This window comes from Bradyrhizobium sp. LA6.8, from assembly GCF_040547935.1.
Taxonomy (GTDB): Bacteria; Pseudomonadota; Alphaproteobacteria; order Rhizobiales; family Xanthobacteraceae; genus Bradyrhizobium; species Bradyrhizobium barranii.
Genome location: NZ_JBEPQQ010000001.1, coordinates 270,146 through 284,387, shown reverse-complemented (window position 1 = coordinate 284,387; position 14,242 = coordinate 270,146). Strand labels below are relative to the sequence as shown.

Sequence of the window (14,242 nt, the reverse complement as noted above, 5' to 3'; positions counted from 1 at the left end):
ACGCAAAACGCGCGAACTGCGCGTTGGATAAGAATAAATTCGCGTTAACGATTCGTTGACTCTCGACAGCCTGCGAAAACTGGATTCAAATCAGGCTTGATTCGGAAGCGATGTGGGGCTGCTTCCGAACTCAAGTTGCAAGCAGGTTTTCCAGGGGGCAGAAGGCATGTCGCGTGCAGACGCCGCGAACGTGCGCGTCCAATCCGATTCGATCAAGGGATTGGCGCAATCGATCGCGAAACCTGCCTACCATCGGCTCCTGATCGCGGAGCCGGCGCTGCGCCGCGCCGTGCCGACGCTGATCATCGCGTTCCTGGTCACGATCTGTCTCGGCGCGTTCGTGCAGGTCGTCGATCAGACGCGCCAGAAGCGGCAGGTGCTCCGCCACGACATCTCGGCGCTGGCCGACCTGCTCGCTGAGCGGATCGATCGCCTGACCTCGTCGCGGCAGGAGCGGCTCAAGAACATCGAGAACCTGCCGACGCTGCTGCCCGATCTCATCCCGTCCTGGGGCACTGCCTCCGGCCGCCACGTCGTCGTCACCTCGGCCGGCGTCGATCGCCGCATCCTCGCCCGCATTCCGATCGACCGCGACCCCTCAGGCAACGACCGCGTGCTCGATGCAATCACCACGGCGCAACTGGTCGCGGCGCCGCCGCGCGACAACAACGTCTCCGACATGACGCTGCCGAACGGCAACGCCGCGATGGCGACCTCGCGGCAGATCAAGTCGCTGCCGGGCCTCGTCACCGTGATCCAGGAGCGCAACGAGCCGATCTGGGGCTCGGACGCCGCGCTCTCGGTGACGCTGTCGGCGACCACCGGCTTCGTCGTCCTGATCCTCGGCTTCGCCTTCCACTGGCAGTCGACCCGCGCCCGCGAGGGCGACCTCATCAACGACGCCGTGCGCGGCCGCATCGACACCGCGCTCAACCGCGGCCGCTGCGGCCTGTGGGATTGGGATTTGTCGCGCGGCCGGATATTCTGGTCGCAGTCGATGTTTTCGATGCTCGGCCTCGACGGTCGCAACGAGCTCCTCACCTTCGGCGAGGTCAACGCGCTGGTGAAGTCCGACGACATCGACCTGTTCGAAATCGCCGACCAGCTCATCTCCGGGAAGATCGACCATATCGACCAGACCTTCCGCATGCAGCACGTCGACGGTCACTGGATCTGGCTCCGCGTCCGCTGCGAGAAGACGCACGGAGCGACCGATTCCAGCGTGCACCTGATCGGAATCGCCGTCGACATCACCGAGCAGAAGAGCCTCGCTGAACGCACCGTCGAAGCCGATTTGCGCCTGCGCGACGCCATCGAGACCATTCCGGAAGCCTTCGTGCTGTGGGACGCGAGCGACCGCCTCGTGCTCTGCAACTCGCACTTCCAGCGCCTGCACAAGCTGCCCGACAGCGCCGTCATCCCCGGCACCTCCTACGAGACCGTGCTCGAAGTCGGCCGCATGCCGGAGGTCCGCACCCGCCACAACGAGACGGCCAGCCAGGGTCCGGGCGCACGCACCTTCGAGGCGCAGCTCGACGACGGCAGCTGGCTGCACATCAGCGAGCGCCGCACCAAGGACGGCGGCTACGTCTCGGTCGGCACCGACATCACCCGCATCAAGGAGCACGAGCAGAAGCTGGTCGACAACGATCTGCGCCTGCGCGCCACCGTCATCGACCTGAAGCGCTCCCAGGCCGCCCTCGAGCGCCAGACCAACGAGCTCGCCGACCTCGCCGAGAAGTATCAGCGCGAGAAGACCCGCGCCGAGGAAGCCAACCAGACCAAGTCGAAATTCCTCGCCAATATGAGCCACGAGCTGCGCACGCCGCTCAACGCCATCATCGGCTTCTCCGAGATCATGGGCTCGGGCATGTTCGGCGAGCTCGGCTCGGAGAAGTACCAGGAATACTGCCAGGACATCCTGACCAGCGGCCATTACCTGCTCGAAGTCATCAACGACATCCTCGACATGTCCAAGATCGAAGCCGGCCGCATGAAGCTCGACATGGAAGAGCTCGACCTCGGACAGACGCTCGCGGAGTCCCTCCGTGTCGTCTCCGGCCGCGCGCAGGACAAGCATCTGACGCTCGACGCCGGGATCGAGAAATCGATCTCGGTCGTTGCCGACCGCCGCGCGACCAAGCAGATCATCGTCAACCTGCTCTCCAATGCGGTGAAGTTCACGCCCGACGGCGGACGCATCGTGGTGCGCAGCCGTCAGCTCGACGACAAGATCGTGCTATTGATCGCCGACACCGGCATCGGGATCGCGCCGCATTCGCTGGCACGGCTCGGCCGCCCGTTCGAGCAGGTCGAAAGCCAGCTCACCAAGACCTATCACGGCTCCGGACTTGGACTTGCGATCGCGCGCTCGCTGGCGCAGCTCCACGGCGGCTCGATGCGGCTGCGCTCGAAGATCGAGGTGGGCACCGTCGTCCGCGTGACCCTGCCGCGCGATGCGATCAAGGCGGCGTCCGGGATGTCGGCTGCGGCCTAGAGCATTATCGGCTCTGATTGATTCAGAACCGAAGCTCTAGATTCTTGTTTTGACGCGTTTTCTTCACGCGAACCGGTATCCACTTCGCTCGAAGACGCTGTAGACCCTACAATTGCAGCGACGGCGCCACTTCGCGCGCGACGTTGACCAGCGCCGCGATCAGCGGCGTCATCGGATCGCGCTGCGGGATCACCATGCCGATGCTGTAATTGACATCAGGATCGGTGATCGGGATCGAGCGCACCGTATCGGACAGGCCGAGCGTCTCGGCAAGCTTGGCCGGCATCACGCTCGCCCAGCGCCCCGTCTTCACATGCGTGAACAGCACGAGCAGCGAGTTCGAGGTCAGGGTTGGCGTCGCCTCCGCGCCGACCGAGCGGAGCGCGCGGTCGATGATGCGGCGGTTCTGCATGTCGGGCGTCAGCAGGCACAGCGGCACCTGCCCGACCTCCTTCCACGTCACCGTCTCGCGATCGCCGAACATTCCATCCGGCGCGGTCAGCAGGCGATAGCTCTCGTTGTAGAGCGGGATGGTGCGCACCTTGCCGATCGGCTCGTTCTCGATATAGGTCAGCCCCGCATCGACCTCGAGATTTTCGAGCAGCCCCAGCACCTCGGATGAGGTCGTCGACTGGATGCGGAAGCGCACCTCGGGATGCTTGGCGCGGAACGGCGTCGTCAGCTGGGCGACCATGCCGAGCACGGTCGGGATCGCCGCGATGCGGATCTCGCCGGAGAGCTGATGCTTCAGCCCGTTGATCTCGTCACGCATGGCGCGGGCATCGCCCACGATCCGCCGCGCCCAATCCAGCGCCCGCTCGCCCTCGGGGGTAAAACCCTGGAAGCGGGAGCCGCGCTGCACCAGCATCACGCCGAGGATCTCCTCGAGCTGCTTGAGCCCGGTCGACATCGTCGGTTGCGTCACGCCGCAGACTTCTGCAGCGCGTCCGAAATGCCGCTCCTTCGCCAGCGCCAGCAGCAGTTCAAGCTTGTCGATCAACCGGTCGTCCCCTCGGATGCCATCGTGGCATGCAAGCTAGCACGGCAGGTCATTACCAACACGGAAAAACCGGCAAGCGGAACGCGATTAATTGCATTTCCGTATCGTCCGATTGCACTTCCAGATCGATCGGAATTCGCAATCGCAGCATGAGACAGCTTTATTGATCTTCGAACGATTCCAAATAGTTTGCGATCAAGGGACGCTCAATCTGAGAACAAAGAATGACAGCGGTTTACGAGCCTTGGGACGAGACGCGCGGCGCCGAGATCATCGCCGAACATGCGAAGCAAGAGGGCGCGACGCTGGTCATCCTGCACGCCCTTCAGGAGGCGTTCGGCTACGTGCCGGAGGCGGCGATCCCCATGGTGGCGCAGGCGCTGAATCTGTCGCGCGCCGAGGTGCATGGCGTGTTCACTTTCTACCATGATTTCCGCCACAAGCCGGCCGGGCGTCATGTCCTGAAGCTTTGTCGCGCGGAAGCCTGTCAGGCTGCGGGGGGCGATGCTCTCGCTGCGCGCGCCGAGGCGAAGCTTGGCGTGCCCCTCGGCAAGACCACCGCCGATGATCGCGTCACGCTGGAGCCGATCTACTGCCTCGGGCTGTGTGCGACCGCACCGTCCGCCATGCTCGACGGCCGCCTCATTGGCCTGCTCGATGAGAAGCGCCTCGATGCACTCGTTGCGGAGGCCCAGCGATGAGCATGCGTCTATTCGTCTCACGCGACGCGGGTGCGATTGCGGTTGGCGCCGACGAGGTTGCGCTGGCGCTGGAGCAGGATGCGGCCAAGCGCGGCGTTGCAGTCGAGATCGTCAGGACCGGCTCGCGCGGCATGTACTGGCTGGAGCCGCTGGTCGAGGTCGCGACGCCGCAGGGCCGGATCGCCTTCGGCCCGGTGACCGAGGCCGATGTGCCCTCCCTGCTCGACGCCCTCGCCAGCAACACGCCGCATCTGCTGCGACTCGGAGCGACCGACGAGATCCCCTGGCTGAAGCGCCAGACCCGCCTCACCTTCGCCCGCTGCGGCGTGATCGATCCGCGCTCGCTTGACGACTACCGCGCCCATGGCGGCTATAAGGGCCTCGAGCGCGCGCTGTCGCTCGGCTCGGATGCGATCCTCGCCGAGGTCACCGCATCCGGCCTGCGTGGCCGCGGCGGTGCGGGCTTCCCGACCGGCATCAAGTGGAAGACCGTCGCGCAAGCGAAGGCCGACCGCAAGTTCATCGTCTGCAACGCCGACGAAGGCGACAGCGGCACCTTTGCCGACCGCATGATCATGGAAGGTGACCCCTTCCTGGTGATCGAGGGCATGACGACCGCCGGCATCACCGTCGGCGCGACCAAGGGCTACATCTACATCCGCAGCGAATATCCGCACGCAGTCGAAGCGATGAACGCGGCCATCAAGGCAGCAAAGCGCGGCGGCTATCTCGGCGACAAGATCGGCGGCTCCACCTACAGCTTCGATCTCGAAGTGCGCGTCGGCGCCGGCGCTTACGTTTGCGGCGAAGAGACCTCGCTGCTGGAAAGCCTCGAAGGCCGTCGCGGCCTGGTCCGCGCCAAGCCTCCGCTGCCCGCGCATCACGGCCTGTTCGGCAAGCCGACCGTCATCAACAACGTGCTGTCATTCGCCGCGATCCCCTACATCCTGGCCGAGGGTGCCAAGGCCTATGCCGATTTCGGCATGGGCCGCTCGCGCGGCACGATGCCGATCCAACTCGCCGGCAACATCCGCCATGGCGGGCTGTTCGAGACCGCGTTCGGCGTGACGCTCGGCGAGCTCGTCGACGACATCGGCGGCGGCACGTTCACGGGCCGCCCGGTCCGCGCGGTGCAGGTCGGCGGCCCGCTCGGCGCCTATTTCCCGCGCGCGCTGTTCGACACCCCGTTCGACTACGAAGCCTTCGCCGCACGCGACGGCCTGATCGGCCATGGCGGCATCGTCGTGTTCGACGACAGCGCCGACATGCGCAGGCAGGCGCGTTTCGCCATGGAGTTCTGCGCCATCGAATCCTGCGGCAAGTGCACGCCCTGCCGGATCGGCTCGACCCGCGGCGTCGAGACCATCGAAAAGATCATCCGCGGCGAGCGCGTGAGCGAAAATCTCGCGCTCGTCGAAGACCTCTGCAACACCATGAAATTCGGCTCGCTCTGCGCACTCGGGGGCTTCACGCCCTACCCCGTGCTCAGCGCATTGAAGCATTTCCGGGAAGATTTCATCCCGGCCCCGACCACGCTTCAGGCCGCGGAATAGGAGAACGACGATGTCTCTGATCGAAGAAATCGACTACGGCACGCCACGCTCCAAATCGACGACGATGGTGACGCTGACCATCGACGGCAACCAGGTCACGGTGCCCGAGGGCACCTCGATCATGCGGGCCGCGATGGATGCAGGCCACCAAATCCCAAAACTCTGCGCGACCGACATGGTCGACGCGTTCGGCTCCTGCCGCCTCTGCGTCGTCGAGATCGAGGGCCGCGCCGGAACGCCGGCCTCCTGCACCACGCCTGTCATGAACGGCCTCGTCGTGCACACCCAGAGCGAACGGCTGAAGAAGCTGCGCAAGGGCGTGATGGAGCTCTACATCTCCGACCATCCGCTTGACTGTCTCACCTGCGGCGCCAACGGCGATTGCGAATTGCAGGACATGGCCGGCGCCGTGGGCCTGCGCGACGTGCGCTACGGCTATGAGGGCGAGAACCACGTCTTCGCAAAATCCCATGGCGAGATCAACGCCGCCTGGATGCCGAAGGACGAGTCCAATCCTTACTTCACCTACGATCCCTCCAAGTGCATCGTCTGCTCGCGCTGCGTCCGCGCCTGCGAGGAAGTGCAAGGCACCTTCGCACTGACCATCTCGGGCCGCGGCTTCGACAGCCGCGTTTCGCCCGGCATGAGCGAGAGCTTCCTCGGCTCCGAATGCGTCTCCTGCGGCGCCTGCGTGCAGGCTTGCCCGACCGCGACGCTGACGGAAAAGTCGGTGATCGAGATCGGCCAGCCCGAGCACTCCGTCGTCACCACCTGCGCCTATTGCGGCGTCGGCTGCGCCTTCAAGGCCGAGATGCGCGGCGAGGAAGTCGTGCGCATGGTGCCGTACAAGGACGGCAAGGCCAATCGCGGCCATTCCTGCGTCAAGGGCCGCTTCGCCTGGGGCTACACCAACCACAAGGAGCGTATCCTCAACCCGATGATCCGCGAGCGGATCGAGGATCCCTGGCGCGAAGTGTCGTGGGACGAGGCGTTCTCGTTTGCCGCTGCCAAGATGCGCGGCATCCAGAAGAAATACGGCCGTGACGCCATCGGCGGCATCACCTCGTCCCGCTGCACCAACGAAGAAACCTATCTGGTGCAGAAGCTGATCCGCGGCGGCTTCGGCAACAACAATGTCGACACCTGCGCCCGCGTCTGCCATTCGCCGACCGGCTACGGCCTGTCGCAGACCTTCGGCACGTCGGCCGGCACGCAGGACTTCGACTCGGTCGAGGACACCGACGTCGCGGTCATCATTGGTGCAAATCCCGCCTCCGCTCACCCGGTGTTCGCGTCGCGCCTGAAGAAGCGGCTGCGCCAGGGCGCCAAGCTGATCGTGATCGATCCGCGCCGGACCGAAATGGTGGAATCGCCGCATGTGAAAGCGCTGCACCTGCCGCTGATGCCCGGCACCAACGTTGCCGTCGTGACCGCGCTGGCGCATGTCATCGTCACCGAGGGCCTCGCCAACGAAGCCTTCGTGCGCGAGCGCTGCGACTGGGCCGAGTTCGAGGAATGGGCCGCCTTCGTCGCCCAGCCGAAACACAGCCCGGAAGCCACCGCGATCCTCACCGGCGTCGATCCCCAGGTGTTGCGTGAAGCCGCGCGCATCTACGCCACCGGCGGTAATGGCGCGATCTATTACGGCCTCGGCGTCACCGAGCACAGCCAGGGCTCGACCACCGTGATCGCGATCGCCAACCTCGCGATGGCGACCGGCAATATCGGTCGCCCCGGCGTCGGCGTAAACCCGCTGCGCGGCCAGAACAACGTGCAGGGCTCTTGCGACATGGGCTCGTTCCCGCACGAGCTGCCCGGCTATCGCCACATCTCGGGCGACGCCGTGCGCGACCAGTTCGAAGCGTTGTGGAACGTCAAGCTCAACCCGGAGCCGGGCCTGCGCATTCCCAACATGTTCGATGCCGCAATCGAAGGCACGTTCATGGGCATCTACGTGCAGGGCGAGGACATCCTCCAGTCCGATCCCAACACCAAGCACGTGGTGGCGGCGCTGTCGTCGATGGAATGCGTCATCGTTCACGACCTCTTCCTGAACGAGACCGCGAACTACGCCCACGTCTTCCTGCCCGGCTCGAGCTTCCTCGAGAAGGACGGCACCTTCACTAACGCCGAGCGCCGCATCCAGCGCGTCCGCAAGGTGATGTCACCGAAGAACGGCATGGCCGACTGGGAGGTCACCATCGCCCTCGCCAAGGCCATGGGCTTCGAGATGAACTACAGCCATCCGTCCGAGATCATGGACGAGATCGCGGCACTGACGCCGACGTTTACCGGCGTCTCCTACGCCAAGCTCGACGAACTCGGCTCGGTGCAGTGGCCGTGCAACGAGAAGGCGCCGGAGGGCACCCCGGTGATGCATATCGGCGGCTTCGTCCGCGGCAAGGGCAAGTTCATCGTCACCGAATATGTCGCGACCGACGAGCGCACCGGCCCCCGCTTCCCGCTGCTGCTCACCACGGGCCGCATCCTCAGCCAGTACAATGTCGGCGCGCAGACAAGGCGCACCGAGAACGTGATCTGGCATGCCGAGGACCGGCTCGAGATTCATCCGCACGACGCCGAGCAGCGCGGTGTGCGCGACGGCGACTGGGTGCGGCTCGCGAGCCGTGCGGGCGAAACCACGCTGCGCGCGGAGATCACCGACCGCGTCTCACCAGGCGTCGTCTACACCACCTTCCATCACCCGGACACGCAGGCCAACGTCATCACCACCGACTATTCGGACTGGGCCACCAACTGCCCCGAATACAAGGTCACGGCGGTGCAGATCTCGCCATCGAACGGCCCGTCCGACTGGCAGAAGGCATACGACGCGCAGGCGCAGCACTCCCGCCGCATCGCGCCGGCCGAGGCCGCGGAGTAACGGCATGCACGTGCCGGTCCAGGCCATCGACCGCGAGATCTGGCGCGACGGTGTCGCGTCCGAAGGCGCGCGCCTGATCCCGGAGGAGACGCCGCTGGCGCTGACCTATAATGGCGGCACCTATGCCGTCATGATGGGCACACCGCAAAACCTCGAAGATTTTGCGGTCGGCTTCAGCCTGGACGAAGGCATCATCAGGTCGGTCGATGACGTCAAGTCACTCGAGGTGGTCCGCCTCGACGACGGCATCGAGCTGCGCATGTGGCTGGCGTCGGAAGATGCCGCGCGCATCAGCGAGCGGCGGCGGCACATTGCCGGCCCGACCGGCTGCGGCATTTGCGGCATCGATTCGATCGCCGAGGCCGTGCGGCCTGCGGCCGTCGTCCCACCAGGGTCCAGCTTCACGTCGCAACAGATCATGACGGCGATGCAGGCGATCGCGCCCCTGCAATCGATCAACATGCAGACGCGCGCGGTCCACGCCGCGGCCTTCTGGTCGCCATCGAATGGCATTGTGGCCCTGCGCGAGGACGTCGGCCGCCATAACGCGCTAGACAAGCTCGCAGGTTCGCTGGCGCGCAGCCGGACGGACGCTAGCGTGGGCATGGTGCTGCTGACGAGCCGTGTCTCGGTCGAGATGGTGCAGAAGACGGCCGCAATCGGCGCCCCGGTGCTGGTCGCCGTCTCCGCGCCAACCGCGCTCGCGGTTCGCACCGCGGAGGCCGCCGGCATCACGTTGATCGCGATTGCCCGCAGCGATGGGTTTGAAGTATTCACGCACCAGAGTCGCGTCACGGCTCATCGTGCTCAGGAGATTATCGATGACGTCGCCTGACCGCCTCGTCTACATGGCTAACCAGATCGGTACCTTCTTCAAGAGCCAGGGCCACGACAAGGCCGTGCCGGGGATCGCCGACCACATCAAGAAGTTCTGGGATCCCCGGATGAAGCGCGCGATCTTCGCCCATCTCGACGCGGGCGGCGCAGGCCTGGAGCCGAACGTGCGCGAGGCTCTTACCTCGCTGAAGCAGACGACGTCCCTTCCAGCAGCGCCGTAAATACGCGCCTCACCTCGCTCTGCGTTTCCTTGACGCGCGCCTCCAGCGACGAGAAGTCGGGCGCATCGCCGGCGCGCGCCATCACGCGCTGAAGGTCGGTGCCGGCGGTCTCGGGCTTGAAGCCGTCGCTGACGCAGAGCCGCAGGATCTGCGTCAGGTCGTGATAGAGCCGCGCCGCCGCGCGAAGGATCTCCGCCTCCGATTGCGGGAGCACGTTGAGCTTGGCGGCGTTGTCCAGAACCTGAAGGGTGCTGACGTCGAGAATTTCAGGCTTGTCATGGGCGTGCACGAGCTGGAGATATTGCGCGATGAAGTCGATATCGACCATGCCGCCTGCAGCGTATTTGAGATCCCAATGGTCGCTCTCGCCCTTCTCCTGCGCGATGGCGCGCCGCATGTCGGCGACGTCGTTGGCAATGGTCGCCCGATCGCGGCGGCGGGTCAGGACATCGCGGATGATACGCTCGATCCGCTCACGGAATTCATCCGAGGCCGATACCACGCGGGCGCGGGTCAGGGCCATGTGCTCCCAGGTCCAGGCCTCGTTGGCCTGGTAGTCCGCGAATGAGACGAGGCTCGACGCCACCGGACCGGCGCGTCCCGACGGGCGCAGCCGCATGTCGATCTCGTACAGCACACCGTAATTGGTGCGTGTGGTGAAGGCACTGATCAGGCGCTGGGTGAAGCGCGCGAAGTAGTGGGCGCCCTGAAGCGATTTGGCCCCGTCGGAGTCCGGATTGTCGCTGTCGAAATCGTACAGCAGGATCAGGTCGAGATCGGACGATGCCGTCATCTCGCGACTGCCGAGCCGGCCCATCGCGATGATCGCGGTCTCCTGATCCTTGATACGTCCGTGTTGGGCGGCGAAGCGTTCGGCGACAAGATCGTGCACGGTGTGGACGATGCCTTCGGCGACATCGGCGAAAGCCGTGCTGGCCTGCTGCGCCGAGACCGTACCGGAGAGAATGCGCGTGCCGATCAGGAACAGGCTCTCCTGCCCGAACAGGCGGAGACGGTCGAGAAACTCCTCATAGGAGTCGGCGTCGCGCACCGTCGCGGCCAATCGCGCCGACAATTCCTGCTTGTCCGGCATCGCGCCGAAGAATCTGGGATCGATCAGGCCATCCATGAGCTGCGGCTTCCGCGCCAGCATCTCGCCGAGCCGCGGCGCCGCGCCGAGCACCAGCGCCACGAGCGCGACGAGATCGCGGTTCTGGCCGAGCAGCGTGATCAGCCGGCCGCCAAGCTGGAGTGCCTGGAGGAACTGATCGAACGCCACGACGGCGCGATCCGGCTCCTCGGCCCGCGCGAGGCCGTCGATCAGGGCCGGCACGAACTCGACGAAAGCGCTTCGCGTCTGGTCGTTGCGGAACACGCGGTAGTCGCCTGTGATCCAGTCACGTATGGTCTGCGCGAGTGCGGCCGGCTTCTTGAAGCCGAGCGTCGTCAAATATTGCAGCAGGCGCGGATCGTCAGGACCTGCACTGTAGTCGAGCGCCGGCAGCTTTGCCGTGCCGGTCGGGTCATCGCCCTCGAACAGCTTTTCGTAGTGTCCCTGCACGATCTGGAGCTGCCGCAACAGGTCGCGCGCAAAGGCTTCGCGATCCGGATAGCCGAAGAAGCGCGCAAAGCGCTCGACCGCCTCCTTGTCGTCGGGCAACGCATGGGTCTGCTCGTCGGCGATCATCTGGAGGCGGTGCTCGACACGGCGCAGGAATTCATACGCAATGGTCAGCTCGTCACGCGCGGCAAAGGTGATCCAGTTGCTGGTGGCGAGAATATCGAGCGCGGCGAGCGTCGGCCGCACCCGCAACTCCGGATGGCGACCGCCGGCGATCAGCTGCTGCGTCTGCGCGAAAAATTCGATCTCGCGAATGCCGCCGCGCCCGACCTTGACATTGTGCCCCTCGACCGCGATCTCGCTCTGGCCGCGATAGGTCTGCATCTGACGCTTCATGTCGTGGACGTCGGCAAGCGCGGCGAAGTCGAGATGCTTGCGCCAGACGAAGGGCGCGATTTCGGCGAGCAGCGCCTCGCCCGCTTTGGCATCGCCGGCGCAGGCACGCGCCTTGATCATCGCAGCACGCTCCCAGGTGCGCCCTTCCCGCTCGTAATAGTTCAGCGCGGCGTCTCGCGAAATCGCCACTTGCGTCGAGGACGGATCGGGACGCAGCCGCAGGTCGACGCGGAAGACGTAGCCGTCATAGGTACGCTGCTGGAGAATGCGCGCCACGCCCTGCGTCACCCGCACGAAGAACGGCTGCGGCTCGATGTCGGGCGCGAGCGTCGTGGCATCGGGATCGAAGAACACGATGAGGTCGATGTCGCTGGAATAGTTCAGTTCGCCCGCCCCCATCTTGCCCATCGCGAGCACGATCAGGCCGCAGCCCTCTTCCGGAGCTTCGGGATTGGGCGGCAGGATCTTTCCACGTGCGGCTTCCTGCCGCAGCTGGTACTGGAGCGCCGCCTGCACCGAGGATACCGCGACATCGGTCAGCGCCGCCGTCACCCGCATCACCGGCCAGACGCCGCCGATATCGCACAGCGCGGTGAGAAGCGCCGCTTCGGCCTTCATCCTGCGAAGCAGCCGCATCACCTCGGCTTCGTCGCCTGCCGCGAGCACCGCGTCCCTCGCCTCCGCGATCAGCAGGGCGAGATGCGCATCCGGATCGCATTCCAGCAACCGGATCAGCCGCAGCGGGTCAGTGCGCACCAGATCGAACAAATAGGGCGAGAATTCTGCGATGCCGGCCAGAATATCCCGCGCGAAGGGATGAGCCAGCAACACGCCAAGACGGGCCGATTGCGCCGGCTCGAGCTCGGCCAGCCAGCTTTCAAGACGTCGTTCGTCGGTGGTGGAAGCGGCAATATGGGGAGCCTCCGCGAAGCGCGCGGCCAGGCCCTCTCCATGCTTGTCCGCGTTTCCCGGCGCGGAGTGGTTCATGCCACCTTCTGTGGCACATCCTGCATTGGCGGAGCAACCCTGTCGCCGGCGCGCGCCGGGAGCACCAGCGTGGCGACGAGGCCGGGCTGGGCATCACCCAGCCGCAATTCTCCGCCATGCAACGTCGCAACCGCGGCGGCAAGGCTGAGACCGAGGCCGGAGCCCGGCAGCGTGCGGCTGGCTTCAAGCCGCACGAATCGCTCGACGACATGCTTGCGGTCGGCTTCGGGGATACCGGGGCCGCGATCGGTGACGCTGAGCAGCACCTGGTCGCCCTCGCGCCTCGCCTCGATGATGATCTGCCTGGAGTCCATGCTGACCACGGTTCCACCGGTCTGCGCGACCGGCTTGCCGTACTTGATTGCGTTCTCGACCAGGTTGGCGAGCGCCTGGCTGATCAATTCGCGGTTGGCGTGAACCGGCGTCGGCTCGGCCTTGACCTTCAAGGTCATGCCGTCGTCCTCGGCCAGCGGCTCGTAGAGCTCGTGAATGCCGCCCGCGACTTCGGCGGCGTCGAAATCATCCATGTTGCCGCGCGCCTGGCCGGACTCGGCGCGCGCGATCATCAACAGCGCATTGAAGGTGCGGATCAGGCCGTCGGATTCCTCGATGGTCCGCTCCAGCGCCGCTCGGTAATCGGTCTCGCTGCCCGATTTCGCCAGCGCCTCCTCGGCGCGGTTGCGCAGACGCGTCAGTGGCGTCTTGAGGTCGTGGGCGATGTTGTCGGAGACTTCCTTCAGCCCCGCCATCAGCGCCTCGATCCGCTCCAGCATCGCATTGAGGTTTTCCGCAAGACGATCGAGTTCGTCGCCGCTGCGTCCCACCGGCAGGCGCCCGCTGAGATCGCCGGTCATGATGCGCTGCGCGGTGCCGGTCATCGCGTCGATGCGCGTGAGCACGCGGCGCGCGACGAAGATGCCGCCGCCGAGGCCCAGCACGACCACGATCAGGATCGACCATTGCGCGGCCTTGGCGACGATCCCGAACAGGCGCCGCCGCTCGTCGAGGTCGCGGCCGATCAGGAGGCGGAAACCGTTTTCGAGCTCGGTGACGCGCACCAGCGCGCGATGGTCGCGCTCGTCGGCGTCCTCGATCCGCTTGTAGGCCGTCTCCGACCAGCCGCGCGTAGCCATTACGCCCGGCGCCAGCGAGCCGACATTGCCGGCGATCGCCTGCCCGGTCGGCGTGGTCACGAGATAGAGGTTGGCGCCCGGCCGCAGCGCCCGGTACTCGATCGCGAGCACGAGGCCGCGCAGGCCGCGACGGCCGTAGATCTCGTTGATCTCCGAGGTCTCGGCATTGACCGTCTGCGTGATTTCCTCGGTGATCAGCCGCCGCGTATTCCAGGCGAAATAGCCGAGCAGCGAGGCCGCGAAAATCGCAAACAGGAACAGGTAGACCAGCGTCAGCCGGAATGCCGTGGTGCGGACGAGTTTACCGAATGCCGTCACGGATCCGGTACCCAATCAGAGCGCTGCGCGTGCTATCACCGGTCATCGCAACTTCTCTTATTCCCTTTTGTTTCAAGCAGTTACCGCATCTTTTGCCGCCTAGTTCCCGGCCGTCTCTGGCGAAAAAGCGGCAAGTTGGCGCGACTCTCTTCCG

9 protein-coding genes are annotated in these 14,242 nt (G+C 65.5%); 6 read left to right on the top strand and 3 right to left on the bottom strand.

The window, feature by feature from the left end; translation table 11 throughout:
* Positions 1-166 precede the first annotated feature (166 nt).
* Entirely contained in the window at positions 167-2,497 is a 2,331-nt protein-coding gene (locus tag ABIA90_RS01140; RefSeq protein ID WP_354116981.1) for a PAS domain-containing sensor histidine kinase, read from the top strand.
* 106 nt (positions 2,498-2,603) lie between these two features.
* Here the strand turns inward: ABIA90_RS01140 and ABIA90_RS01135 are convergent, their stop codons facing one another.
* Complete coding sequence (locus tag ABIA90_RS01135; RefSeq protein ID WP_014496684.1) at positions 2,604-3,497, bottom strand: LysR family transcriptional regulator; 894 nt, start codon at positions 3,495-3,497, stop codon at positions 2,604-2,606.
* A 224-nt stretch (positions 3,498-3,721) separates the two neighbouring features.
* On the opposite strand from ABIA90_RS01135, the gene ABIA90_RS01130 reads away from it, so the two are divergent.
* From ABIA90_RS01130 to ABIA90_RS01110, 5 genes are read left to right on the top strand one after another with little or no spacing between them, the layout of a single operon-like run.
* Positions 3,722-4,198 (top strand): formate dehydrogenase subunit gamma, encoded by a 477-nt coding sequence (locus tag ABIA90_RS01130; RefSeq protein ID WP_354116980.1) that lies wholly within the window; start codon positions 3,722-3,724, stop codon positions 4,196-4,198.
* Positions 4,195-5,751, top strand: a complete 1,557-nt coding sequence (locus ABIA90_RS01125) for a formate dehydrogenase beta subunit (RefSeq protein ID WP_354116979.1) — start codon at positions 4,195-4,197, stop codon at positions 5,749-5,751. The genes ABIA90_RS01130 and ABIA90_RS01125 overlap by 4 nt, the downstream gene beginning before the upstream one ends.
* A 10-nt stretch (positions 5,752-5,761) precedes the next feature.
* Entirely contained in the window at positions 5,762-8,635 is a 2,874-nt protein-coding gene (fdhF, locus tag ABIA90_RS01120; protein ID WP_354116978.1) for a formate dehydrogenase subunit alpha, read from the top strand.
* A gap of 4 nt (positions 8,636-8,639) precedes the next feature.
* Positions 8,640-9,470 carry a formate dehydrogenase accessory sulfurtransferase FdhD gene (gene fdhD / locus ABIA90_RS01115; RefSeq protein ID WP_354116977.1) on the top strand — a complete coding sequence of 277 codons (831 nt, stop codon included), beginning with the start codon at positions 8,640-8,642 and terminating at the stop codon, positions 9,468-9,470.
* Entirely contained in the window at positions 9,457-9,693 is a 237-nt protein-coding gene (locus ABIA90_RS01110; protein WP_354116976.1) for a formate dehydrogenase subunit delta, read from the top strand. Before fdhD ends, ABIA90_RS01110 begins: the two co-directional genes overlap by 14 nt.
* Here ABIA90_RS01110 and ABIA90_RS01105 read toward each other — a convergent pair.
* Both ABIA90_RS01105 and ABIA90_RS01100 read right to left on the bottom strand, forming a co-directional pair.
* The gene (locus ABIA90_RS01105; protein WP_354116975.1) at positions 9,650-12,637 is read right to left on the bottom strand and encodes a bifunctional [glutamine synthetase] adenylyltransferase/[glutamine synthetase]-adenylyl-L-tyrosine phosphorylase; all 2,988 of its coding nucleotides are present in this window, start codon (positions 12,635-12,637) and stop codon (positions 9,650-9,652) included. The two genes, ABIA90_RS01110 and ABIA90_RS01105, sit on opposite strands and share 44 nt — an antisense overlap.
* Entirely contained in the window at positions 12,634-14,088 is a 1,455-nt protein-coding gene (locus ABIA90_RS01100) for a sensor histidine kinase (RefSeq protein WP_063984542.1), read from the bottom strand. The genes ABIA90_RS01105 and ABIA90_RS01100 overlap by 4 nt, the downstream gene beginning before the upstream one ends.
* Between the last annotated feature and the right edge of the window lie 154 nt (positions 14,089-14,242).

What these genes read in the sequence shown, in the direction of transcription:
- fdhF (WP_354116978.1), top strand. Translation starts at nt 5,762, where the DNA reads ATGTCTCTGATCGAAGAAATCGACTACGGCACGCCACGCTCCAAATCG.
- ABIA90_RS01130 (WP_354116980.1), top strand. Translation starts at nt 3,722, where the DNA reads ATGACAGCGGTTTACGAGCCTTGGGACGAGACGCGCGGCGCCGAGATC.
- ABIA90_RS01125 (WP_354116979.1), top strand. Translation starts at nt 4,195, where the DNA reads ATGAGCATGCGTCTATTCGTCTCACGCGACGCGGGTGCGATTGCGGTT.
- ABIA90_RS01110 (WP_354116976.1), top strand. Translation starts at nt 9,457, where the DNA reads ATGACGTCGCCTGACCGCCTCGTCTACATGGCTAACCAGATCGGTACC.
- ABIA90_RS01140 (WP_354116981.1), top strand. Translation starts at nt 167, where the DNA reads ATGTCGCGTGCAGACGCCGCGAACGTGCGCGTCCAATCCGATTCGATC.
- ABIA90_RS01105 (WP_354116975.1), bottom strand. Translation starts at nt 12,637, where the DNA reads ATGAACCACTCCGCGCCGGGAAACGCGGACAAGCATGGAGAGGGCCTG.
- fdhD (WP_354116977.1), top strand. Translation starts at nt 8,640, where the DNA reads ATGCACGTGCCGGTCCAGGCCATCGACCGCGAGATCTGGCGCGACGGT.